Source organism: Streptomyces yerevanensis (assembly GCF_000716805.1).
GTDB lineage: Bacteria > Actinomycetota > Actinomycetes > Streptomycetales > Streptomycetaceae > Streptomyces > Streptomyces flaveus.
In genome coordinates this window covers 19,764-43,764 of record NZ_JNWJ01000010.1, presented here as the reverse complement: position 1 = coordinate 43,764, position 24,001 = coordinate 19,764, and the positions used below count along the sequence as shown (strand labels likewise).

The 24,001-nt window shown below is 70.7% G+C and carries 17 protein-coding genes; 10 read left to right on the top strand and 7 right to left on the bottom strand.

Annotation, left to right across the window (positions count from 1 at the left end; translation table 11 throughout):
• The first annotated feature begins 108 nt into the window (after positions 1 to 108).
• The 4 genes from OP79_RS12480 to OP79_RS12465 all read left to right on the top strand — a co-directional run bounded on the left by OP79_RS12480 (position 109) and on the right by OP79_RS12465 (position 4,940).
• Positions 109 to 1,176 (top strand): ADP-ribosylglycohydrolase family protein, encoded by a 1,068-nt coding sequence (locus OP79_RS12480; RefSeq protein WP_033320191.1) that lies wholly within the window; start codon positions 109 to 111, stop codon positions 1,174 to 1,176.
• Positions 1,177 to 1,222: 46 nt separating this feature from the next.
• Positions 1,223 to 1,714, top strand: coding sequence for an NUDIX domain-containing protein (locus OP79_RS12475; protein WP_033320190.1), 492 nt, complete (start codon positions 1,223 to 1,225; stop codon positions 1,712 to 1,714).
• 168 nt (positions 1,715 to 1,882) lie between these two features.
• Positions 1,883 to 4,159, top strand: a complete 2,277-nt coding sequence (locus OP79_RS12470) for a protein kinase domain-containing protein (RefSeq protein ID WP_033320189.1) — start codon at positions 1,883 to 1,885, stop codon at positions 4,157 to 4,159.
• A gap of 52 nt (positions 4,160 to 4,211) precedes the next feature.
• Positions 4,212 to 4,940, top strand: coding sequence for an SIR2 family NAD-dependent protein deacylase (locus OP79_RS12465; RefSeq protein ID WP_033320188.1), 729 nt, complete (start codon positions 4,212 to 4,214; stop codon positions 4,938 to 4,940).
• Here the strand turns inward: OP79_RS12465 and OP79_RS12460 are convergent.
• Both OP79_RS12460 and OP79_RS12455 read right to left on the bottom strand, forming a co-directional pair.
• Entirely contained in the window at positions 4,937 to 5,419 is a 483-nt protein-coding gene (locus OP79_RS12460; RefSeq protein WP_033320187.1) for a methylated-DNA--[protein]-cysteine S-methyltransferase, read from the bottom strand. The genes OP79_RS12465 and OP79_RS12460 overlap by 4 nt on opposite strands.
• A gap of 48 nt (positions 5,420 to 5,467) precedes the next feature.
• The gene (locus tag OP79_RS12455; RefSeq protein WP_033320322.1) at positions 5,468 to 6,943 is read right to left on the bottom strand and encodes an AlkA N-terminal domain-containing protein; all 1,476 of its coding nucleotides are present in this window, start codon (positions 6,941 to 6,943) and stop codon (positions 5,468 to 5,470) included.
• Between the two features lie 320 nt (positions 6,944 to 7,263).
• On the opposite strand from OP79_RS12455, the gene OP79_RS12450 reads away from it, so the two are divergent.
• The 5 genes from OP79_RS12450 (at position 7,264) to OP79_RS12430 (ending at position 14,213) form a co-directional block, all read left to right on the top strand.
• On the top strand, positions 7,264 to 9,480 hold the full coding sequence (locus OP79_RS12450) for an MMPL family transporter (RefSeq protein ID WP_033320186.1): 2,217 nt from the start codon (positions 7,264 to 7,266) through the stop codon (positions 9,478 to 9,480).
• A 136-nt stretch (positions 9,481 to 9,616) separates the two neighbouring features.
• Entirely contained in the window at positions 9,617 to 10,840 is a 1,224-nt protein-coding gene (locus OP79_RS12445) for a histidine kinase (RefSeq protein ID WP_033320185.1), read from the top strand.
• A complete protein-coding gene (locus OP79_RS12440) occupies positions 10,837 to 11,514 on the top strand; it encodes a response regulator transcription factor (protein ID WP_033320184.1) in 678 nt (225 codons plus the stop codon). Before OP79_RS12445 ends, OP79_RS12440 begins: the two co-directional genes overlap by 4 nt.
• A gap of 233 nt (positions 11,515 to 11,747) precedes the next feature.
• Positions 11,748 to 13,244: a hopanoid C-3 methylase HpnR gene (gene hpnR, locus OP79_RS12435; RefSeq protein ID WP_033320183.1), complete on the top strand. Its 1,497-nt coding sequence runs from the start codon at positions 11,748 to 11,750 to the stop codon at positions 13,242 to 13,244.
• 30 nt (positions 13,245 to 13,274) lie between these two features.
• A complete protein-coding gene (locus OP79_RS12430; RefSeq protein ID WP_033320182.1) occupies positions 13,275 to 14,213 on the top strand; it encodes a DMT family transporter in 939 nt (312 codons plus the stop codon).
• Between the two features lie 28 nt (positions 14,214 to 14,241).
• Here OP79_RS12430 and OP79_RS50390 read toward each other — a convergent pair whose 3' ends face one another.
• Positions 14,242 to 15,738 (bottom strand): glycosyltransferase, encoded by a 1,497-nt coding sequence (locus tag OP79_RS50390; protein WP_063741913.1) that lies wholly within the window; start codon positions 15,736 to 15,738, stop codon positions 14,242 to 14,244.
• A 191-nt stretch (positions 15,739 to 15,929) separates the two neighbouring features.
• Here OP79_RS50390 and OP79_RS12420 point away from each other — a divergent pair, with 191 nt between their 5' ends.
• Positions 15,930 to 16,805: an SDR family NAD(P)-dependent oxidoreductase gene (locus tag OP79_RS12420; RefSeq protein ID WP_245685297.1), complete on the top strand. Its 876-nt coding sequence runs from the start codon at positions 15,930 to 15,932 to the stop codon at positions 16,803 to 16,805.
• A 53-nt stretch (positions 16,806 to 16,858) separates the two neighbouring features.
• Here OP79_RS12420 and OP79_RS12415 read toward each other — a convergent pair whose 3' ends face one another.
• From OP79_RS12415 to OP79_RS12400, 4 genes are all read right to left on the bottom strand, one after another.
• A complete protein-coding gene (locus OP79_RS12415) occupies positions 16,859 to 18,022 on the bottom strand; it encodes a substrate-binding domain-containing protein (RefSeq protein WP_033320181.1) in 1,164 nt (387 codons plus the stop codon).
• Between the two features lie 68 nt (positions 18,023 to 18,090).
• A complete protein-coding gene (locus OP79_RS12410; RefSeq protein ID WP_033320180.1) occupies positions 18,091 to 19,209 on the bottom strand; it encodes an ABC transporter permease in 1,119 nt (372 codons plus the stop codon).
• Positions 19,206 to 20,792 carry a sugar ABC transporter ATP-binding protein gene (locus tag OP79_RS12405; RefSeq protein WP_033320319.1) on the bottom strand — a complete coding sequence of 529 codons (1,587 nt, stop codon included), beginning with the start codon at positions 20,790 to 20,792 and terminating at the stop codon, positions 19,206 to 19,208. The genes OP79_RS12410 and OP79_RS12405 overlap by 4 nt, the downstream gene beginning before the upstream one ends.
• Positions 20,793 to 21,007: 215 nt before the next feature.
• Positions 21,008 to 23,872, bottom strand: a complete 2,865-nt coding sequence (locus OP79_RS12400) for a SpoIIE family protein phosphatase (protein WP_425428565.1) — start codon at positions 23,870 to 23,872, stop codon at positions 21,008 to 21,010.
• Positions 23,873 to 24,001: the final 129 nt, after the last annotated feature.

Below are 24,001 nucleotides of genomic sequence, written 5' to 3'. Positions count from 1 at the left end.
AACTCCAAACCCGCAATACGAATAAAACCCGACGAGACTCTCATGTGGCACGGGGCGGGAATGGCCATAAACCAGGCAGGACGGACAGGAATTCGGTAGACCGGACGTATGACCCTTGTCGGTGTTGACGTCGCGGACCGCGTTCTCGGGGGCTGGCTGGGCCGGATCGCGGGCAACATGCTCGGCAAACCGGTCGAGCGGGGCGACCACTGGACGCGGGACCGCATCGACCGCTATCTGCGGCAGGCCGACGCCCTGCCGCTCACCGACTATCTGCCCGAGCCCGTCGAGCCGGGCGTCGAGCTGGAGCTGCGCCCCGAGTGGCGTGAGTGCGTACGCGGCCGGATCCACGGCAGTTGCCGGGACGACGACGTGGACTACGCGATCCTCGGCCTGGATCTTCTGGAGACGTACGGCTTCGGCTTCAGTACGGAGCAGGTCGGCGAGCTGTGGCTGCTGCGGCTGCCGTATCTGCAGACGTTCACGGCGGAGCGCGCCGCGTACCGGAACCTCGCGGACGGTCTGAAACCGCCGCTGACCGCGACGTACGACAACCCCTACCAGGAGTGGATCGGCGCCCTCATCCGCGCCGACATCTACGGCTGGACCAGCCCGGGCGAACCGCGCCGCGCGGCCTCCCTCGCGCGTCGCGACGCCGTCCTGTCGCACACCGGCAACGGCGTGTACGGGGCGATGTGGGCGGCGGCGCTGGTGGCCGCCGCGTTCACCGCACCGACCGTACGGTCCGCCCTGGAGACCGCGCTGACCGTGATCCCGGCGAGCAGCCGCCTGTCCCGCACCGTACGCCGCGTGCTCTCGCTCCACGAGTCCCGGCTGTCCTGGGAGGACACGCTCAGCACCCTCGCCGAGGAGACGTCCGGCCTCGGCTGGATCCACACCATCCCGAACGCCGCGGTCCTGACGGCCGGACTCCTGTACGGCGACGGGGACTTCACCCGCACCATCTCCCTGACCGTACGAGGCGGCCTCGACACGGACTCGAACGGCGCCACCGCGGGCTCGGTCGCCGGCGTGCTGGGCGGCGCCACCGCGATCCCGCCCCAGTGGAAGGACCCCCTGGAGGACACGGTCCGCAGCGCGGTGTTCGGCTTCGACGGCGTACGGATCAGCGAACTGGCCCGGCGGACGGTGCGGTTGGCGAAAACGGAGCCGTGACGATTCGCGGCTCAGCCTCGCGGCGTGCCCTCGTTACGCTTCCCCAATGACCACTCCTGACTACGCCACGTACATCGCCGGTCTCCCCCGGGTCCTCGCCGGCGCCGCCCTGCTCCTCCGCGACGCCGAGGGCCGCGTGCTGCTCGTCGAGCCCAACTACCGCGAGGGGTGGGCGCTGCCCGGCGGGACCGTCGAGTCCGACGCGGGCGAGACTCCGCGGCAGGGTGCCCGCCGGGAGACCGTGGAGGAGATCGGCCTGGACCTGGAGGTCGGCCGGCTGCTCGCGGTGGACTGGGTACCGGGTGCCGAGCGCCCGCCGATCGTGGCGTATCTGTACGACGGTGGTGTTCTGCGCGAGGACCAGTTCAAGGCGATCCGCCTCCAGGAGGAGGAGCTGCTGTCCTGGCGTCTCGTATCGCGCGAGGAACTCGGCGAATACCTTCCGGGTGCCCTGGGGCGGCGAGTACTGGCCGCACTCGACACCCTCGCCGAGGGCTCGGGGACGGCCGAGCTGGAGAACGGTCACCGGATGGTCTGACCGACGTATACGAACCGTTTCGGCCAACCAACTACCTGAAAATGGTCCCCAGTTGTCACTCCAGCCCCTATTCTAACTTTCAAGTGCGCACGGGCGATCCTGCTCCGCGCACCTCGTCCCAGAGCTGGGGCACCCCTGCGCATGCCCCGAGAACAGGCAGCTGAGGTCATGGAACCACTGGGCCCAGAGGATCCCGAGGAGCTAGGTCCCTACCGCCTCCTGGCGCGGCTCGGCGCAGGGGGCATGGGCCAGGTCTATCTGGCCGCCTCCTCGCACGGACGCGCGGTCGCGGTCAAGGTCATCCGCCCCGAGAAGCTCGCGGACCGGACCTTCCGTATCCGCTTCCGCCGGGAGGTGGCGGCGGCGCAAGCGGTTGGCGGCAGATACACGGTGCCTTTGGTGGACGCCGATCCGGAGGCCGCGACGCCCTGGCTGGCCACCCCCTACATACCCGGCCCGACCCTGGAAGAGGCAGTCGCCGAGCACGGACCGTTGCCGGTGCCGTCGGTGCTGGTGCTGGGAGCCTGCGCCGCTCAGGCGCTGCTCGACGTGCACTCCGCGGGACTGGTGCACCGCGACCTCAAACCGTCCAATGTGCTGCTCGCCGCCGACGGTCCGCGCGTCATCGACTTCGGCATCGTCCGGGCGAACGACGGCTATGACCTCACCAACGCCGGAACCATTTTCGGGTCCCTCGAGTACATGTGTCCCGAGCAGGCCACCGGTGCTCCGACCGGGCCGGCCGGGGACGTCTTCTCCCTCGGTTCGGTGCTCACGTACGCCGCTTCCGGTCACGCCCCGTTCATCGGCTCCGCGGCGGCCACCCTTCTCTACCAGGTGGTGCACGACGCGCCCGACCTGACGGGCGTACCCAAGCCGTTGGACGAGATCATCAGCCTGTGCCTCCCCAAGGATCCGCATCTTCGGATCAGTGCGGACCGGCTGTACGCGGCCTGTGCGCCCGGCGGAGTGGAGCAGACGCTGGAGCACGGCTGGCTGCCCGCGCCGGTGGCGTCGTCGATCGCCCGCCGTACGGCGGCCTTGAGAGCTCTCGACACCCCGTCGCGCACCCGATCACGCGACCGGGTCCCGGTCTCCGCCGTCCGGGGCGGCCCGGCTCCGCGCGCGTACGGCCGGTACGGGGCGTCCTCCGCCCCGGCGACGCCGCCGGCAGACCACTCCTACGACTCCGGCCACGTGTCCGAGGTGCCCGCCATCCCCGGGCCCCGCGGACCGGAACCCTCCGCCTCCCCCGTTCATCGCCAGGCCCCTTCACGACGTGGCCTCTCCCGGCGCGCGATTCTCGCCGCGTCGGCGGGCACCACCGCCGCCGTCGTCAGCACCGCTCTGCTGATCACCCGGGAAGACAAGGCGGACAAACAGTCCGTGGAACCGCTCGGCCCGGCTCCGCGGCCGCTCTGGACGTACCGCAGTGATCCGCTGCTTCAGGCACCGGCCGTGTTCAAGGGCGGGACGGCGCTGGTGAAGACCCGCCCCGGCAACCTGGTCGCCCTCGACCTCAAGGACGGAACACGGCCCAAGTGGGTCTACCGGGGCATCAGCCAGTCGCCCACCCCGGTCGTTTTCGCCAGCGACGCCGCGGTCGCGCTGGGCGAGGGCGCGACGGTGATCGGTGTCGATCCGGACAAGGGCACGGAGCGTTTCACGTACGACTTCGGAGCGGATTTCCGGTTCGACACGCTGTTCGGCAAGACCAGCGACCGTGTCGTCACCGTCTTCGGTCTCCGATTCGAGCGCCAGTCCGATGAGCAGGGTGTCGCGACGTCAACGAACACGGTCTTCGGCATCGACATCGAGGCCGGCCGGGCCGACATCACGCCCATCAGCCCCGAGGACGTGGGGATCCCGCTGGAACCGGTCGTCTTCCCCGGCAACTTCATCTACGCCGACGGATTTCGCAATGTGACGGCCCGGAGCACCACCGACGGCAGCGGTGTTCGGTGGAGGCATCCCGTCGGCTACGACCTCCGGCCGGCTCTGGCGGTGCTGGACCGAACGGTCTTCGCCGTCGGCCGGGAACTCATGGCGCTCCACCTCGCCACCGGGCGAACCCGCTGGAATGTGCGCGCCGAACGTGGCCAGTTCGCCTCCCTCGGCGCCGCCGGCAACACGGTCTACGCCACCGGCACGAACCCCTCCGGCGTGTACGCCTTCAACGCGGCGAACGGCAACAAGCGCTGGTTCTGCCCGACCCCACGCCTCAACACCGACCACCCGATCGTCGTCGGCCCCCGTGAGATCTACGTCCCGGCCTTCCAGAACGGCAACGGCTTCTACGCGATCGACGCCGCTCGGGGCAAGCTCCTGTGGAACTTCACCGACGGCCTGGAGACCGGTGTCCACGACTGGCAGCTCGCCACCGACGGCGCCGGGCACCTGGTGGCCCACCATTACGACCGGACGTACGGGGTGTCGACTCCCTGACGGACGCGATATCCGTTGGCTCGGATCGGGCGGGGGTCCTTACCCTCGGCTCATGAACAAGCCTCTCGTCGCGATTCTCAGCGGGGCCGGTATCAGCACCGACTCCGGCATCCCCGACTACCGCGGCCCCAACGGGCTGTGGCAGCGGGATCCGGAGGCCCAGAAGCTCGTGACGTACGAGTACTACATGGGTGATCCGGAGATCCGGCGGCGGTCGTGGCAGATGCGGCGGAAGAACCGGACCCTGCTGGCCGAGCCGAACGCCGCGCACCGGGCGGTGGCCGAGCTGGAGCGGGCCGGGGTGCCGGTGCGGGTGATCACGCAGAACGTGGACGGGCTGCATCAGCTGGCCGGGATGCCGGCTCGCAAGGTGCTCGAACTGCACGGCACCGCACGGACCGTGGTGTGTACGGGCTGTCAGGCGACGACCCCGATGGAGGACGCCCTTGCCCGGGTCGCGGCGGGCGAGGAGGACCCGCCGTGCCTGGAGTGCGGCGGGATCCTGAAGTCGGCGACGGTGATGTTCGGCGAGCGGCTCGACCCCACGGTCCTCGGCGAGGCGATCGCCATCACCAAGGCCTGCCAGGTGTTCATCGCCGTCGGCACCAGCCTCCAGGTACAGCCCGCCGCCGGGCTCGCCGGGCTCGCCGCCGACCACGGGGCGCGACTGGTCATCGTCAACGCCGAGCCGACACCGTACGACGACCAGGCCGACGAGGTGGTACGGGAGCCGATCGGGACGGCGCTGCCCGAGCTGCTGCAGCGACTCCGGGAGAACTAGAAGAGGCCCGCACCCCGTTCGAAGTCCAGCAGTCGCTTCTTGCGGTCCAGGCCGCCGCCGTAGCCCGTGAGGCTTCCGTTCGCGCCCACGACGCGGTGGCAGGGGACGATGATGCCGACCGGGTTCCTGCCGTTGGCGAGGCCCACCGCGCGGGAGGCCTTGGGGTTGCCGAGGGCGTCGGCGAGTTCGCCGTATGAGCGGGTCTCGCCGTAGGGGATGCGGCGGAGTTGGTCCCAGACCGTGCGCTGGAACGGTGTGCCGTCGAGGCGCAGGGGCAGGTCGAACTCCTTCAACTCGCCTGCGAAATAGGCCTTCAGCTGGTCGATCGTCTCGCCGAAGGGCGTGTCGTCGGGTGTGCCGAAGGTCTCCTCCGGTGGGCGGTGGCGCTGGTCGGTCATGTAGAGGCCGGACAGGACGCCGTCGGTGGCGACGAGGGTGAGGGGGCCGTAGGGGCTGTCGATCACGGTGTGCTGTTTCACGGAAAGTCCTTTGACGAATCTGAGTAGTCGGTACGGGCCTGTACTGGCTTATACGGGAAGGAAGTTGATCGGGTGGTCGCCGGTCGCCCAGAGGTACTGGACTGCGTACGCCCGCCAGGGCCGCCAGGCCGCGGCGCGGGCCGTGAGCGCGGCGGGTGTGGAGGGCAGGCCCAACTCCCGGGCGGCGTACCGGACTCCGAGGTCGGTGGGCAGGAAGGCGTCGGGGTCGCCGAGGGCGCGCATCGCGATGACGTCGACGGTCCACGGCCCGAAGCCGGGCAGTTCGAGCAGCCGGGCACGGGTTTCCGCCCAGTCGCTCTCGACGCCCAAGTGGAGGGATCCGTCGGCGAGTTGGCGTACGAGCGTGGTGAAGGTGGTGCGGCGGGTGGCGGGCATCGCGAGTGAGGCGGGATCGAGCGCGGCCAGCGCCTCGGCGGAGGGGAAGAGATGGGTGAGGCCGCCTTCGGGGTCGTCGACCGCCTCGCCGTGTGCCGTGACCAGGCGTGCGGCGTGTGTGCGGGCGGCGGCCGTGGACACCTGCTGACCGAGCACCGCACGGATCGCGAACTCGGCCTCGTCGACGGTACGCGGCACCCGGCGGCCCGGCGCCTTGTCGACGAGCGGGGCGAGCAGGGGATCCGTACGCAACTGGTCGTCGACCGCGACCGGGTCGGCGTCGAGGTCGAGCATGCGGCGGCAGCGACTGATGGCGACGGTCAGGTCGCGCAGGTCGCTGAGGCTGAGCCGGCAGCCGATGTGGTCGGACTTCGGGGTGAGCGCGACGACGCCGTGGCCGTACGGCAGGCGCAGGGTGCGGCGGTACGCGCCGTCGCGCCATTCCTCGACGCCGGGTACGGCGGTGGCGACGAGATGGCCGAAGAGATTGTCGGGGTTGAGCGGGGCCCGGAAGGGGAGGCGTAGCGTCAACACCCCTGGCGTACAAGGTGAGTCGGCTCCCTTCTTCGGCGCCCTGGTGCGCAGTTCGCTGGGTGAGAGGGCGAAGACCTCGCGGACCGTGTCGTTGAAGGTGCGGATGGAGGAGAAGCCCGCCGCGAAAGCTATGTCGGCCATCGGGACCGGGGTCGTCTCGATGAGGAGGCGGGCGGTCTGGGCGCGTTGGGCGCGGGCCAGGGCGAGCGGTCCTGCGCCCAGTTCGGCGAGGAGCTGGCGTTCGATCTGGCGGGTGCTGTAGCCGAGCCGCGTAGCGAGGCCGGGGACGCCCTCGCGGTCCACGACTCCGTCGCCGATCAGCCGCATCGTGCGGGCGACCAGGTCGGCGCGCTGGTTCCATTCGGGCGAGCCGGGGCTGGTGTCGGGGCGGCACCGTTTGCAGGCCCGGTACCCGGCCTGCTGGCAGGCTGCCGCGCTCGGGTAGAACGTCATGTTCTCCGGCTTCGGCGGCACGACCGGGCAGCTGGGCCGGCAGTAGATCCGGGTCGTCCGCACCGCTGTGTAGAACCAGCCGTCGAAGCGGGCGTCCTTCGACTGGACGGCGCGCACACAGCGCTCGGTGTCGGTGTGCATGGCGTGCTGCGTCCCGTTGTACGTCCCGTTGGTCCCGTTGTACGTCCCGTTCTGCATGCTCTCCAGCATCGGCCATGGTCATGGCGGTGGCTGGCGAGAATCCGACATCTACCTAGGGCTGTCGCCTCCCACGACGCGTGCGCGGCGCCTGCGTCATGGCGACCGTCTCCTCGCCTCCTCCTCATCCAGGACTACGAGCAGGTGGCCGCGTACTGCGTTCTCAGTACGCGGCATTGTCGGCAGGCGCACGACGACAGGAAGGGTCGTGTCCCAGGAGCCTTGGCAGGTACCCGAGACCAGATGTGGAGACCCCCTGCCCCATGGCTACCTTCCTCTATCGACTGGGCCGTACGGCCTTCCGGCGACGCTGGTACGTCGCCCTGATGTGGGTGGCGGTCCTGGGCGCCCTCGGCCTCGGTGCGGCCAAGGCGCCCGCCGCTCCCGACGAGGGGATGTCGATGCCCGGCATCGAGTCCCAGAAGGCGTTCGACCTGATGGAGGAGCGCTTCCCCGGCTCCACCGCCGATGGTGCGACGGCCCGGGTCGTCTTCGTCGCCCCGGACGGGCAGAAGGTCACCGCGGCCGGGAACCGGTCCGCGATCGAGGAGTTCGTGGACGAGGCGTCCGCCGGCCGAGAGGTCGCGAGCGCGGTGGACCCTTTCGAGGCGCGGGCGGTCAGCAAGGACGCCTCGACGGCGTACGCGACCGTCAACTTCAAGGTGATCGCCGACAAGCTCGGTGACGCCGACAAGAAGTCCATCGAGGATGCCATCGACGAGGTCCGGGATGCGGGCCTGACCGTCGAGGTCGGCGGCGACGCACTGGCCGGTCAACCGGCGGCGGGCGGGGCGGGCGAGGCGATCGGCATCGCCATCGCGGCCCTCGTGCTGGTACTGACCTTCGGCTCGATGGCCGCCGCCGGGCTTCCGCTGCTGACGGCGGTGCTCGGTGTCGGGGTCAGCATGGCCGCGATCACGGCCCTGGCCAGCACCTTCGGTCTGTCCGGGACGACCGGCACGCTGGCCATGATGCTGGGGCTCGCGGTCGGCATCGACTACGCCATGTTCGTCGTCTCCCGCTATCGCGAGGAGCGCGCCAAGGGGCATGCGCCGCAGGAGGCGGCGGGTCTTGCCACCGGCACCGCGGGTTCGGCGGTCGTCTTCGCGGGGCTCACCGTCGTGATCGCGCTGGCCGGGCTGTCCGTGGTCGGTATCCCGATGCTCACCAAGATGGGCCTGGCCGCGGCGGGCGCGGTCGTCATCGCCGTACTCATCTCGCTGACCATCGTCCCCGCACTGCTCGGCTTCTGGCCGAACGCCGTGCTCGCGCGTGCCTCCCGCAAGAGCGGAACGGTCAAGGAGGGCGGCGAGCACAACGGAGGCAGCCGCTGGGCCCGGTTCGTCCTGCGCCGTCCCGTCACGGTGCTGCTCCTGAGTGTTGTGGGCCTTGGTGTGGTCGCGATACCGGTGACGGGGCTGCAGCTGGGTATGCCCGGAGCCGAGGTCAAGGCCACGTCGACCACCGAGCGCCGCGCGTATGACGCCCTCGCCGACGGCTTCGGCCCCGGCTTCAACGGGCCGCTGACCTTCGTCGTGGACGCCAAGGGGGCCGATGACCCCAAGGCCTCGGTGACGACGATCTCCGAGGAGGTCGGTGCCGCCAAGGGGGTCGTGTCCGTCTCACCGGCCCAGTTCAACCCCGCGGGCGACACCGCGGTGTTCTCCGCCGTCCCGAGCACCGGGCCCAGCGACAAGGCGACCAAGGACCTCGTCCAGTCGCTGCGCGACGGGCGTCCCGGCATCGAGGCCGCGACGGACGGGGCATCCTTCCAGGTCACCGGCACCACCGCGGTGAACATCGACATCGCCCAGAAGGTGCAGGACGCGCTGATCCCCTACCTCGTGGTCGTCGTGGGCCTGGCCATCGTGCTGCTGCTGGTGGTCTTCCGGTCCCTCCTGGTGCCTCTCAAGGCGGCCCTGGGCTTCCTGTTGTCGGTCCTCGCGGCCCTCGGCGCGGTCGTCGCGGTCTTCCAGTGGGGCTGGGGTGCCGAGCTCCTCGGTGTCACCGAGACCGGTCCGATCATGAGCCTGATGCCGATCTTCCTGGTGGGCATCGTCTTCGGTCTCGCCATGGACTACGAGGTCTTCCTGGTCTCGCGGATGCGCGAGGCGTACGTCCACGGGGACCGGCCCGCGCAGGCGGTCGTCTCCGGATTCCGCTACAGCGCCCGTGTGGTCGTGGCCGCCGCGCTGATCATGATGGCGGTGTTCTCCGGCTTCATCGGGGCCGGCGAATCGATGATCAAGATGATCGGCTTCGGGCTGGCCATCGCCGTACTGTTCGACGCCTTCGTCGTCCGCATGGCCTTCGTCCCCGCCGTACTCGCCCTCCTCGGCGACAAGGCCTGGTACCTGCCCCGCCGGCTGAACCGGCTGCTGCCCAATATCGACGTGGAAGGGGAGGCCCTCACCCGCCGCCCCGCCACCCTCACTGCGGTCCCGGACGAACCGGCCGACCGCGAAGCGGCGCGCGTCTGATCCCCCCAGGCCCGCGCCCGGGTCCTCCCCCAGGACCCGCCCCGAGGGCCGCCCGCAGTGGACGCGGGCGGCCCTCGCTGGCCGCTCCGACCCGACGTCGTCCACGATGGTCCCCAACCCTCTGACCGGAGATCCGATGAGCATCGACTTGGACCTGGAGCGGTACATCGAGCGCCATCCGCGTGCCGCCGACCTGGTGGCATCCACCGCGCTGTTCTGCTTCACCGTCCTCGGCGGCACGCTCAGCCTTCCGGAGCACGACCAGCCGGACGAGCTGACGCCCGTCGCGCTGCTCGCGGTCGTGGCCTGTGTCGTCCTGCTGTGGCATCGCTCTCACCCCCGCACCGCCGTCGTCGTCGCCATGGTCTGTGTCACGATGGCCGGCGGTCTTGGCTACATGCTCAACCCCCTCTTGATGGCACCGGTGATGGCGGCGCTCTACTGGCTGGCCGCCCTCACCGACCGCAGGACCACACGCACCTACCTTTTCGTCGCCATCGCACTACTGCAGATCACAGTGGTGGTCGCCAACCGCGCCGACATGCCGCTGGTCCTGCAGACGCTCGCCCCCACCATCTGGGTGCTGCTGCCGGTGGCGGCCGGCAGCGGGGCCCGGATCCGCCGCGCCTACCTGGACGCCGTGCAGGCCCGTGCCGACCACGCCGAACGCAGCCGTGAGGAGGAGGCACGCCTGAGAGTCGCCGAGGAACGCATGCGCATCGCGCGTGAGCTGCACGACGTCGTCGCCCACCACATGGCGCTGGCCAACGCCCAGGCCGGCACCGCCGCTCACCTCGCGCGCAGCCATCCCGACCAGGTCCAGAAGATCCTCGACGACCTCGCCGGTACGACGTCCTCGGCGCTGCGTGAACTCAAGGCGACCGTCGGTCTGCTGCGCCAGGCCAACGACTCCGACGCCTCGCTGGAACCGGCCCCCGGACTCGCCCGGCTCCCGGAACTGACCGCCGCCTGCCAGACCGCCGGCATCAAGGTCACCGTCACCACCGAGGGCACACCGCAGCCGCTCTCCCCGGGAGTGGACCTGACGGCCTTCCGCATCGTGCAGGAGGCCCTCACCAACGTCGCCAAACACGCCTCCGCGAAAGCGGCGTACGTACAACTCGCTTACGTCCGGGACCGGTTGACCCTCACCGTCACCGACAACGGAACGGCCACGGCCCCCGCCGCCCCGGCCGCGGGGCGCGGCTTCGGCCTCGTCGGCATGCGGGAGCGCGCTCAGTCCGTCGGCGGCGACCTCAGGGCCGGGCATCGCCCCCAGGGCGGTTTCGAGGTCACCACCACGCTGCCCCTGTACCCCCAGGCCGCCGAGGACACAGCACCGAAGGAACGGACCGCATGACCATCCGCGTACTGCTCGCCGACGACCAGGCCCTGCTGCGAGCGACCTTCAGGATCCTGATCGACTCCTGCGAGGACATGGAGGTGGTCGGCGAGGCCACCGACGGCAGCGAAGCGCTCGACCTCACTCGCGTCCACCATCCAGACGTCGTCCTCATGGACATCCGTATGCCCGGCATGGACGGTCTGGCCGCGACGGCCGCGCTCTGTGCCGATACGGACCTGTCCGCGACGCGCGTGCTCATCCTCACCACCTTCGAGACCGACCAGTACGTCGCCCAGGCCTTGCGCGCCGGCGCGAGCGGTTTCCTCGGCAAGGACGTCACCGCGGACGCGCTGCTCGACGGCATCCGCACGGTGGCCGCCGGCGAGTCCCTCCTCTCGCCCGGGGCGACGCGCACCCTCATCACGCGCTTCCTCACCACCCCGGAGGCCGGCCCTCACCTGGCTCCGCCCGAACGCCTCGCCGCGCTGACCGCCCGCGAACGCGAGGTGATGGCCCTGGCCGCCGAGGGCAAGTCGAACGCGGAGATCGCCGACGTGCTCTTCCTCAGCCCGCTGACCATCCGCACCCACGTGCAGCGCGCCATGACGAAGCTGGATGCCCGTGACCGGGCCCAACTGGTCGTCATCGCTTACCAGTCAGGTCTGGTACGGCCTGCCTCCGGCTGTTGAGGGGGCGCCTACGGGGGTGGTGGATTGCGGTGCGTTTGCGAGTGCGGGTTCGTCGTGGCTTGTCGCTCCCCCACTCTCGGCTGCGCTCGAGCGGGGGGACCCCCATCGCGGCGGAGCCGCAAATCGATACAGCCCCGCGCCCCTAAAACCACGACGAACCCGCCCAAGGAGCCGAAAGCCGGAGGCGCTGGCATTGTTTGAACAGCGGCAGCCGTCTCCCCCCGAGGTGACCCATGCGCCTACTGCTCGTCCACCCCAGCGCCCTGCTGTACTCGGAGATCTTCCTGAAACTGGAACCACTCGGCCTTGAACGAGTGGCCGGTGCCGCCCGCGACGCAGGTCATCAGGTACGCGTGGTGGACCTCCAGGTGCTCGGCCACGCGGATCTGCGCTCGGAACTGGCGTCCTTCCGGCCGGAAGCGCTCGGCATCTCGCTGAACTACCTCGCCAACATTCCGGAGGCCATCGAGACCGCCCAGCAGGCGAAACGTGCCGTACCCGGCTGTTTCGTCTTCTTCGGCGGCCACAGCGTCTCCTTCGTCGCCGAGGATGTGCTCGCCCAGGCGGAGGGAGCCGTCGACGCGGTGGTCCGCGGGGAGGGCGAACCGGCCGTGGCCCCGCTGCTCGAAGCGGTCCGTGACGGCGGTGTGGACGGCGTCCCGGGCGTGGTCACCGCGGACGGCCACGGGCCCGCCCCGCGGCTGCTGCACGGCATCGACACACCCCGCCCGGCCCGCGACCTGATGCGGCACCGCCGCCGGTACTTCATCGGTGAACTCGACCCGTGCGCCTCCATCGAGTTCACCCGCGGCTGCCCCTGGGACTGCTCGTTCTGCTCGGCGTGGACCTTCTACGGCCGCAGCTATCGCAAGGCGTCCCCGGAAGCGGCGGCCGACGAGCTCGCCTCCATCCAGGAGCCGAACGTGTTCATCGTCGACGACGTCGCGTTCATCCGCCCCGAGCACGGCGATGCCATCGCCGCACAGGTGGAACGCCGGGGAATCCGTAAGCGCTACTACCTGGAGACCCGTAGCGACGTACTGCTGCGCCACACGGAGGTCTTCGAGCGCTGGGCCCGGCTGGGGCTGCGCTACATGTTCCTCGGCATGGAGGCGCTCGACGAGGAGGGCCTCGAGCTGTACCGCAAACGGATCAGTCCCGACGAGAACTTCCGCGCCCTGGAGACGGCCCGCAAGCTCGGCATCAAGGCCGCCATCAACCTGATCGTGGACCCGGCCTGGGACGAGGAACGCTTCCGGATCGTCCGCGAGTTCGCGCTGTCCGTACCGGAGATCGTCCACCTCACCGTGATGACGCCCTATCCGGGTACGGAGATCTGGCACACCGAGTCGCGCCGGCTGACCACCCGCGACTACCGGCTCTTCGACATCCAGCACGCCGTCGTGCCCACGGCACTGCCGCTCGAGGTCTTCTACCGGGAGCTGGTCAGCACCCAGGCCGTACTGCACCAGAAGCACCTCGGTCTGCGCACCGCCTTCGGCGCGGCGCGCGTCCTCGGCCGCAACCTCGCCCACGGCCAGACGAACTTCGCCCGCATGCTGTGGAAGTTCAACCGGGTCTACAACCCGCGGCGCCAGCTCGCCGACCACGCCCGCCCGGTCCGCTACGAACTGCCGCTGCCCCCGCACACCGACCTCGGCGACCGCCGCGAGCTGTACGTCCACACGAGGCCGGCCGCCCACGCCAAGCCGCCCGGGCCGCAGCACTGACCGGCCGCGAGTCCCGGAACAGGGCCCGGCATGCCGGTCGCCGTCCTCGCCTCACTCGCCGCGGGCGCCTGCTTCGCCCTGGCGGGAGTACTCCAGCAGCGGGCGGCCAGCGCCCGGCCCGCCGAGGAGGCACTGTCCTGGACCCTGCTCAGCCATCTGGTCCGGCGACCGCTGTGGCTGTCCGGGATCGCCTTCGCCTTCCTCGCGTACGGATTCCAGGCCCTGGCTCTGGCTCACGCACCGCTCAGCCTGGTGCAGCCGCTGATCGTCTGTGAGCTGATCTTCGCGGTGCCGCTGTCGGCGCGGCTCAGCCGCAAACGGCTGGGCGTCCGGGAGTGGGCCGGCACCCTCTCCGTGGCGGCCGGTCTGGCGCTCGCCCTGTCCACCGCACGGCCGCACGGCGGCAGCTCGACGGGCGCGGATCTCGGACCCTGGCTGATGACGCTGGGCTCGGTGTGCGGTGTGACGCTGTGCGCGCTGGTGGCACGGCGGTTCGTCGGCGGTACGTGGCGGGCGTCCCTCGTGGCCCTGGCCGGCGGAGCGGTGATGGGTTTCCAGTCCGTGCTGCTGACCATCACCGTCGCGCACATGGAGCGGGGCCTGCTCGCGCTGTTCACGGCATGGCAGACGTATCTGCTGGTCATCGCCAGTTTCACCGGGCTGCTGCTGATCCAGAGCGCGTTCCAGGCGGGGCCGCTGGCCGCCACGATGACGGTGATCGACGCGACCGAACCGGCCGTGGCCATCGCGACCGGCACGACGCTGTTCGGGGAGTCGCTGAACCACGGCTGGCCCACCTCAGCTTTTACGGTCCTGGGTGTGTGCCTGACGGTCTTCGGGATCGTACGGCTGAACTCTTCGCCCCTGATCGCCGCGCTGCACCCACGCGAGATGCACCAGACCTCGGCTGCAGACGGTTCCGGCGGCGGGCGCGCGGCTGCCGAGCACACGACGGACTTCCGGTCGTAGCACAGCCCTCTTGGCGAAGTCCGGTGCGCTATAGCGCCCCTTTAGGGGCGCGAGGCGTGACACTGTGCGGCTCCGCCGCGATGGGGGTCCCCCCGCGCGAGCTCGATTCGAGCGTGGGGGAGCGACCAGCCCCCACCGGGCCCGCGGGTTCATGACTGCCCTTCAAGCGGAGTGCATCGTGCCAGACCGGCAGCAGATCCTCAGCGAACACCTGAGCCCAGGTGGGGTGCCGGTGCCGGGCCGTGGCGAGTGCCCGCTCCCCCACCACGCGGCGCAGCTCCGGCCGGGTCACCAGCTCGGCCAGCACCTGTGCCCAGCCCTTGGCGTCGTCGTGCCGTACGACCAGGCCGTCCCGTCCCGGCCCGGCCAGCCACTGCGTGGTGCGGGCGTCCGCGGGCAGTACGACGGGGAGGCGGCAGGCCATCGCCTCGGCGACGACGTTGCCGACCGTCTCCGTCCGGGACGGGAAGGCGAACACATCGCATCCGGCGTACACCCGGGCCAGCCACTCCTGGGGCTGCGGCCCGAGCAGCGTCGCATCGGGGCCGAGCAGTTCCGCGACCCGGCCCCTGTCGGCGCCCCGGCCGACCATCAGCAGATGTACGGCATGCCCCTGCCGCCGCATCCGGTCCACCGCCTCGGCGAGCAACAGGGCGCGCTTGGTGTCGTCCACCCGGCCCACGAACAGGATGAGCGGCCGGTCCACCGGCACGCCGTGGGTACGGGCGAGTGCGCCGCGGGCCCAGGGATCGGGCCGGAACCGCTCGCGGTCGATGCCGCGCCGCAGCTGCGACACCCGGCCGGGGTCCGTCAGCGCGGTGATCTGGGCGCGGTCGTTCGGGGAGGCGACCAGCACCCGGTCGCATATCCGGATCAGCCGGTCGCGTCGCCGCCGGGCGAGCCAGGCGACCGCCTCCGGCGCGCCGCCACCGGGGAACCGGCCGTCCATCCAGGCCAGGGCCGGTGTCCTGCCGAGCATCTGCCGTACGTACACGGACGCCAGGGCCGGTACATCAGTGTGCAGCGAACCCACCACACCCGGTCGTGCCGGTGTCATGGCCCGGTCCGCGCTGCGCACCAGAAGGGCCGCCGTCGAGGCGAAGGCGAAGGTGTGTGTGAGGTGCCAGACGTCGTGGCGCGGCAGCAGCCGGGACAGCCGGGGGTGGAACGGCGCGAGATCGACGATGTCGGCTCCGCCGACCGTGGGCATCAGGGCCGCCGTGCTGAGCACCGGTCGCAGGCTGACGAACCGTACACGCGGCGACAGCGGCTCCACGCCCTCCCGCTCGCCCAGGACGTACACGGTCAGGTCGATGCCGGGGCCGGGCCCGGCGTGCCGGGCCGCGGCTTCGGCAAAGTGTTCCCAGCACTTGACCTGACCGCCGGCCGAGCCGTTCCTGAGCAGTTCCACGAGGACCGCGACGGAGGGGACGGAACGGTGTGCGCGGCCGGTGCCCGGGAGCCCGTAGGCCTCGACGGCGGAAAGTCCGGAAGATCCGGAAAGCCCGGAAAGTGATTCGCCCATGACACTCGTTGTACCCGTCGCCCCGCGCCCCTATCAGGGAAGGGATACGGGCAGGTGGGCGCGGCGGGAGGCGGGGCGTACGAATGCCTGTGCACGGGCCGGGCCTACGGGACGGTCTCTTCGTACACTGGGCCCGGAGTACCCCGTCACCAACCGACATGTGGCTTCACCGGTTGCAGAGGACGACTACCGTGCCCCACGACTCATCCCCCACCGGCTCCGAAGCCACCGTGCCCGTCGGCGCCTCGACCGGGACGGACCCGGACGCGTACCCGCACCTCGCCGATGCTTCGGCGCCGAAGACGAACGTGGCCCTGGTGACGGGCGCGTCCTCGGGCATCGGCGCGGCCGTCGCTCGGCGCCTGGCGGCGGAGGGCAACTGGCACCTCGTACTCAATGGACGCGACCGGGCGCGGCTCGAGCGGGTCGCCCTGGACCTCGACCAGAGCGCCGATGACACCTCGGCCGCCGCTTTCCCGACCGATCTGGCCGAGCCGGGGGCGGACCGACGGCTGGCCGAGTACGTCATGGACACGGTCGGTCGGGTGGATCTGCTGGTGGCCGGGGCCGGCATCGGCTGGGCAGGGCCGTTCGACACCATGCCGCCACGGGCCATCGACGAGGTGTTCTCCGTAGACGTACTGGCGCCCCTGCATCTGGTACGCCTCCTGCTGCCGGGCATGGTCAGCCGAGGTAGCGGTCGGGTGGTGCTCATCGGCTCCGTGGCGGGCAGCCTCGGGGTACGCGGCGAGGCCGTCTACTCCGCCGCCAAAGCAGCCCTCGGTACCTTCGCCGAGGCCCTGCGCTACGAGTTGCGCGGCACGGGCGTGGGGATCAGCCATGTCGTGCCCGGAGTCGTGGACACCCCGTTCTTCGAACGGCGCGGCGCTCCTTACGCACGCTCGCGTCCAAGGCCGGTACCGGCCGAGCGAGTCGCCGAGGCCGTCTGGCAGGCCGTCACCCGCGACCGCGACGAGGTGTACGTACCCGGCTGGCTCCGCCTGCCCGGCCGGCTGCACGGCGCGACACCGGCCCTGTATCGGCGTCTCGCGGCCAGGTTCGGCTGACGCTGCTGCCCGGGTCCGTCGGCGGAGGAGTGAGGTGTGCCCCGATGCCGCTGTCACTTGCCCCAGATCTTTCGGTACGCCTCCCGGAAACCTGGCGGGTCCCAGGTCGTGGCCCCGGCGCTGTTGGCGGCCGTGGTGAGGTGGACGGGGGCTACATATCCGCTGGCGGGTCTGCCGGTGAAGGCGCGGTTGAACTCGTCGACGATCTGCCAGCCCTGCAGGGACAGCGGCTCGGGGACGGTGGCGGACTGGTACTGCTCGCTGTTGATGCGCTGGAAGGCGGACGGGTCGCCGTCGCCGGCGCCGATGTTGAAGGGTGGGCCGGAGCCTTTCCTGCCGGCTGCCCGGAAGGCGGGGGCGGCGTCGGCGAAGTACAGGTCGTTGATGGCGATGGAGTAGGTCCAACCGCTCTGGAAGCGGGAGAGGAGGGAGGAGATCTCCCGGGGGGTGCGGCTGCTGGCGTCCGGGATCGGGATGTTCTCCTGCGCCAGCAGCTTCACACCCGAGCAGGTGGCCAGCTCCTTCCTGATCAGGTCGGACTTGTTCCTGGCGAAGGGGATCGAGGCGTCGGTGATGAGTACCACCCCGGCGCGGCCGTTGGAACGCGAGATGACCCACTGCGCGCTGATTCCGGCCACGTCCTCGACCCGGGTGGTGACGTTGGTGAAGAGCTTGGGCCGCTGGCTGGGGCCGGGCGAAGCGACCGCGTGCCAGCCGATGAGCGGGATGCGCGCCGCGTTGGCCCGGGAGACCTGCTGGGAGGTCGAGTCGGGGTCGAAGCCGCCGATGACGATGCCCGAGGGCTTGAGGGCCACGGCCGCGCTCATTGCCGCCTGGATGCCGGCGGGGGTGCCCCCGCCGTCGATCACCCGGACGTTCCAACCGATGACCCGCGCGGCTTCCCGCACTCCCTTCGCGGTGCCCGCGACTCCGGGATTGGTCATGGTCTGGGCGACGTAGACGATGGTCCTGCCGGACACCGCCGAAGGGCCGCCGACCGGTCCGCCCCAGGGGGCGTCGGTCTTCTCTGCCTGCCTGACGGCGGCCTGGGCCCTGGCGTGGGCCGCGGGGCAGCCGCTCGGGCCCGTCGCGGACTCCCCCTCGCCTGTCGACGAGCCGCGTTCGCAGCCCGCAAGGACGGTTGCCGCTGCCAACAGGGCCGCGGAGACGAGCCGAGCCCTGAAGACGCCGGGGGTGGCCTTGCGGTTGCACTGCATGGGAGCTCCTCGCGGAGGGATGAACGGGAGGATGCGGCCGGGTCACGGAGGTGGTGCCGTGGCGTGGGTCATGGAGCGGTATCCGCTGCGCCACCGTCCTGCTTCGGTGGGTACGGCGGTGGAGGCGGCCCGACGGGTGAATCGCGGGCCGCGACGGCGCCGGTGCGCAGGCGGCGGGCGGAGTAGCCGGCCAGGCCTACGGCGAGGAGCAGGGTGCCGCCGTAGAACAGCGGGATCGTCCAGAAGTCGGCGCCCATCTGGCCGATGCCGGTGAGGCCGACGGCGAGGACGGTGACGGCGACGACGGTGCCCATGGCGTTGGGGCGGCCGGGTTTGATCGCGGTGGAGCCGAGGAGGGCACCGGCGAAGGCGGGCAGCAGGTAGTCGAGGCCGACGCTCGGATTGCCGATCTGCTGCTGGGCCGCGAGCAGCACCCCGGCGAAGCCGACGATCAGCCCTGATGCGGCGAAGGCGTAGACCGAGTACTTGCGGGTCGGGATGCCGACGAGGTCGGCGGCGCGGCGGTTGGAGCCGATGACGTACAGGTACCGGCCGAGCGGCAGCCGCTCCAGCACCAGCCAGAGGGCGACCGCGATGGCGAGCACGTAGAAGGCGGGGACCGGAAGGCCGAGGAACGTGGAGTCGTAGATGTCGGTGAAGGCGGCCGGGAGGCCCTGCGGGCCCGGGACGATCCGGCCGCCGTCGGTGATCCAGCCGGTCGCGGCGTACATCATGCTGCCGGTCCCGAGCGTGGCGATGAAGGAGTCGATCCGGCCGAACTCGACGATGACACCGTTGAGGACGCCCACCATCGCCCCTCCGATGATCACCGCGAGGCAGGCGAGCGGCCAGGGCCACCCGTCGTTGACGACGAGCTGCATCACCATGACGTGCGCCAGGCCGAGGCCGTAGCCGATGGAGAGGTCGAACGCGCCGGTCACGATGGGGACCATGGCGGCGAGCGCGAGGACGGCCGGGATCGACTGGGTGGACAGGATCGAGTCGATGGTGTCCGCAGTGGGAAAGGTACGCGGCAGCGTCAGGGAGAAGACCAGGAAGAGCAGGGCGGTGAGGGCCAGAAGGCCGTACGTGCCGATGAGGTGCCCGCCCTGCCTCTCCAGTCGGCTCAGCGGGCCCGGTCGGTGCCGTGGGGATGGGGGCGAGGAGGGAGAGGGCGAGGCGGTCATGAGTTCGTCGCGCTTCCGGAGGGGGGCATGGCCGAAGCTGCCCGGGTGAGCCCGGCGACGGTGAGATCCGGACCGCTCAGCTCGGCCGTCACAGATCCGCGGACGAAGACCAGGGCACGTCGGCACACGCCCGCGACCTCCTCGAAATCGGTGGAGATGAGCAGCACCGCGAGACCGGCGGCCAGCGCCTCGTCGAGCAGGCCGTAGATCGCGGCCTTGGCGCCGATGTCCACGCTCGCCGTCGGCTCCTCGAGGACCAGCAGGCGCAGGCCCACCCGCAGCCACCGGCCGATCATGACCTTCTGCTGGTTTCCGCCGGACAGGGTGGCGATGGGGGCCTCGCTGTCGCGGGGACGCACCGAGAACCGTTCGATCAGGGTGGTGGCCTCGGCGCGTTCACGGCGGGGCCTGATCCAGCGCAGCGCCGGCAGGCCTCCCGCGCGCGGGTTGGCCAGGAGGTTCTCCCGTACGGTCAGCTCGGTGGCGCATCCCTCCTGCTGTCTGTCGCCGGTCACGAAACCGACGCCGAGGCCGACGGCGTCAACGACCTTGTGGGGGCTGTACTGCTCGCCGCCGAGGAGTACGCGACCATCGAGGATGGGCCGGGAACCGATGAGGGCCCGGCCGAGGTCCATGTGCCCGGCGCCCGAGAGGCCGACCAGGCCCAGGACTTCCCCGGCCTTGAGTTCCAGGCTGACGGGGCCCGCGCCTGCGGTCCGTACGCCGTCGAGGGTCAGTACGACCGGGGCGCCGGCGGGGGCCGTGGCGGGGCGGCGAGCGAAGCGAGATGGGGGTCCCCCCGGACGGAGTCTGGGGGAGGTCAGTTCCTCGCCGACGATGTCGTGCACCAGACGGGCGGGGCTGTGTCCGGCCAGCGCGCCATGGCTGACGAGGTGACCGTCGCGCAGGACGGCGAAGGTGTCGGCGACCTCGTACACCTCGTCCAGGCGATGGCTGACGTAGAGGATGCCGTGCCCCCGGTCGCGCAGGGCGTGCAGTACGTGGAAGAGCCGGGCGCAGTCCGCGGCGGGGAGACGGGCGGTCGGCTCGTCGAGGACGATGAGCTTCGCCCGTCCCGCCAGGGCTCGGGCGATGGCGACCAGCGAACGCTCTGCGGGGGCGAGCCGGGCGATCGGCACGTCGGGGTCGAGATGTCCGGCGACGATCCGCAGGGCGTCGGTGCAGCGCTCCCTGGTCCGCCGCCAGGAGATCAGTCCGGTGCGGCGCGGATACCCGGTGCTCAAAGCGATGTTCTCGGCGACCGTCATCCACTCCACGAGACCGAGGTCCTGGTGGATGAAGGACATGCTGCGGGACGCGGCTTGGGTCCCGAGCGGGTGACCGGCCACGGTGATCTGCCCCGCGTCGGCGTGGTGGACGCCGGCGAGCACTTTGATGAGCGTGGACTTCCCGGCGCCGTTGGGGCCGAGAAGGGCCAGGACGCTGCCGGCGTGGACGTCGAGGTCGACCCCGGCCAGCGCGAAGGTCCCGCCGAACCGCTTGTCGAGCCCGCGGATGCGGACCAGGGGTTCCGCGCCGGAGGGCGGGATGGCCTTCTCAGAGGTGTCGGGAGCATCGTGCACGGACATCTCCCGGGGGTCGGCCTGGCAAGTTCTTCCCGACTTTCATCAGGGATACTAGCGGGGCAAATAGCAGCATTTCAGACATTTGACGGCCTCTGTGGCCCCATCTGTGACCCCAACCGAGCCAGACGGCCGACAGGGCATTCCTCCGTATGTCCGGTGGTCGTGTCGGTCGCGTCCGGTGGTCGTGCGGCCGGAGCGCCGCACACAGGCACTCAGACGCCGTCGAGCCCGCATTCGGCCCAGATGACCTTGCCCTCCGGGGTGTAGCGGGTGCCCCAGCTCTGTGCCAGCTGCGCGACGAGGAACAGGCCACGGCCACCCTCGTCGGTGGCGGCCGCCCGGCGCAGGTGCGGGGCGGTGTTACTGGTGTCGTAGACCTCGCAGATCAGCGTGGGGCCGTGCAGCAGCCGTACCCGGACAGGTCCGGCACCGTGGCGGATGGCGTTGGTGATCAGCTCGCTGAGCAGTAGTTCCGTGACGAACGCGGCCTCGTCGAGTCCCCAGTCGGCCAGCTGCCGGACGGCGGCGGCGCGGACGTCGCTGACGAGGGCCGGGTCGGCGGGCAGGTCCCAGTCGGCGATCCGGTGGGGGTCCAGCGCGTGGGTGCGGGCGACGAGCAGTGCGAGGTCGTCGTCGGGGCGGGAGGGTGCCACGAGGTCCAGGACCGCCTCACACGTCTCCTCGGGTGTGCGCTCCGGGTGGGCCAGGGCTCCGCGCAGGCGGTCGAGGGACACGTCGATGTCACGGTGCCGGTCCTCGATGAGTCCGTCGGTGTAGAGGACCAGCTGACTGTGCTCGGGGATGTGGATCTCGGCGGTTTCGAAGGGCAGGCCACCGAGGCCGAGAGGCGGCCCGGCAGGCAGGTCGAGGAATGACACGGTGCCGTCGGGGCGGACCAGTGCGGGCGGAGGGTGACCGGCGCGGGCCATGACGCACTGCTGCGAGGTCGGGTCGTAGATGGCGTACAGGCAGGTCGCGCCGATGATGCCGACGCCGTCGGCGGCGGGATCCTCCCGGTCCAGGCGCCCCACGACGTTGTCGAGGTGGGTGAGGACTTCGTCCGGGGGGAAGTCGAGTTCGGCGAAGCTGCGTGCGGCGGTGCGCAGTCGGCCCATGGTGGCGGCGGAGTGCAGGCCGTGGCCGACGACGTCGCCGACGAAGAGGCCTATACGGGTGCCGGAGAGAGGGATCACGTCGTACCAGTCTCCGCCCACATCGGATTCGGCGGGCAGGTAGCGATGGGCGACCTCGACGGCTTCCTGATCAGGTAGACCCTGCGGGAGCAGGCTCCGCTGCAGGGCCAGGACCATGGTGCGTTCGCGTGTGAAGCGCCGGGCGTTGTCCATGGACAGCGCGGCACGGGTGGCGAGTTCGTGGGCCAGCGCGCGGTCGTCGTCTCCGAAGGGGGCGGGGTCCTGTGAGCGGTAGAAGCTGGCGACGCCAAGGACGACGCCTCGGGCGAGCAGGGGGACCGCGATGAGGGAGTGGACGTGGGTCAGCAGCTGCTCGGTGTGCTCGGGGTCCTCGGTGAGCCAGCCCGCGGCAGTCTTCAAGTCTGGTTCCAGCACTGCCTGCCCGCTGGTCAGACAACGCAGTTGGGGCGCGGTCGGGCCGAAGTCGACCCGCTTGCCGACCGGGCTGAAAGGAACGTCGTCGCGGATGCCGTGGACCACCGTACGGCGCAGGTCACCGCTGGGGTCGGCGGACTCCTCGCCGCGCAGTACGGCCTCGGGCAGGTCGATCGTGGCGAAGTCGGCCAGTCGCGGAACCGTCATCTCGGCGAGCTCCTGGGCGGTGCGGCGCACATCCAGAGTGGTGCCTATACGGGCGCTGGCCTCGGACAGCAACTCCAGGCGGCGTCGCGCCGCCAGGGCGTACTTCCCCACTTGTGGCTCCCCCACCAGCACAAGCCCTCTCGCGGGGGGTTGGAAGTCGGGGTGATCGTCCGTCGAGTCGGCAGCACCGGCGGTCATGACGCCCTGGTCGCCCGTGGGGCCTTGGCCGGATGCGGTGCCGGGAAGGTGCCCGGACAGCGGATCGGCGGAGGGATGCCCGGGCGCCGGGGCGCCGGGAACGTATTCGGACGGCGCGACGGCAGGCTCGGCGGGGGAGCCGAGCAGTTCGTCGACCTGGCGCGGGGCGGGGAGGGCCTGTCGCGGTGGAGGGCCGGGGAGGAGGACGCCGGGGAGGAGGACCTCGATGGCGATGCCTTCCACCCCGGAGGCACTCGTCATCGGACGGCTCACCAGCGTCACCCTCCGGCCGTCGGGCAGGGACACGTCGACGGCGGCCCGCTGCGCGCGGGAGATCAGTTCGGTGGCCTTCTCCAGGAGTATCGCCCGGTCACGGGGGCGCAGCTCACGGGCCAGTTCGTCCACTCCGACGCCGTGGTGAAGGCCGACGGCGGCATCGGCGCCGGTGCCCAGGTATGCCCCCAACAGAGCGCGCTCACGTGCGGAACTCTGCTCCAGCAGTCGCCGCTCGATGGCTTCGGCCGCCTTGCGTATCACGGTGACGAGCGCCGGGTCCTCGGCGCTGCGCGGATAGCCGAGGCACAGGACGCCTTCGATGTGCCCGCTGAGCGGGTCGCGGACGGGAATCGCACGGCAGGCGCTCCCCTGGGAGCGTTCGGCGAAGTGCTCGGCACCGTGGACCCGGATGAGTTGCCGCTCCGCCAGTGCGAGACCGATGCCGTTGGTGGCGGCGAACTGCTCGGCGAACACGAATCCCGGGACGCGCTGGATCGCCGGGAGGCTTCTGGCCAGGGACGCCTCTCCGAAACGGCGCAGAAGGACCGTCCCGGTCGCATCCGCGACGGAGATGTTCATCTCGCTGCCCGCGAACCTGGACTGCAGCCGGTCGAGCACCGGACCTGACGCGCGGACGAGCCGGCCGTCCCGGTCGAAGTCCTCCCGGAAGGGAAGGTCGGACTGGTCCGGTGAGAGACCCAGGGACCTGCTGCGCTGCCATGAATTCAAGATCGACTTTCGCACGCCTCCCTCAACCGGCTCACCTTGCAGAAACCGCTCACGGGAACTGGCGGGCACGGTGCCGTCTGTCGCACGCCACGTCCACATCGATTCCCCGTCCGACCGAATCACGCTTCACCTCGCTCCCGCTTCCGCTAATCCGTTATCCGGAAATACCACAGCATTGATGACAATACGGGTATTAGGAATACGAGTCACGTTCGTAAGATTCCTCAC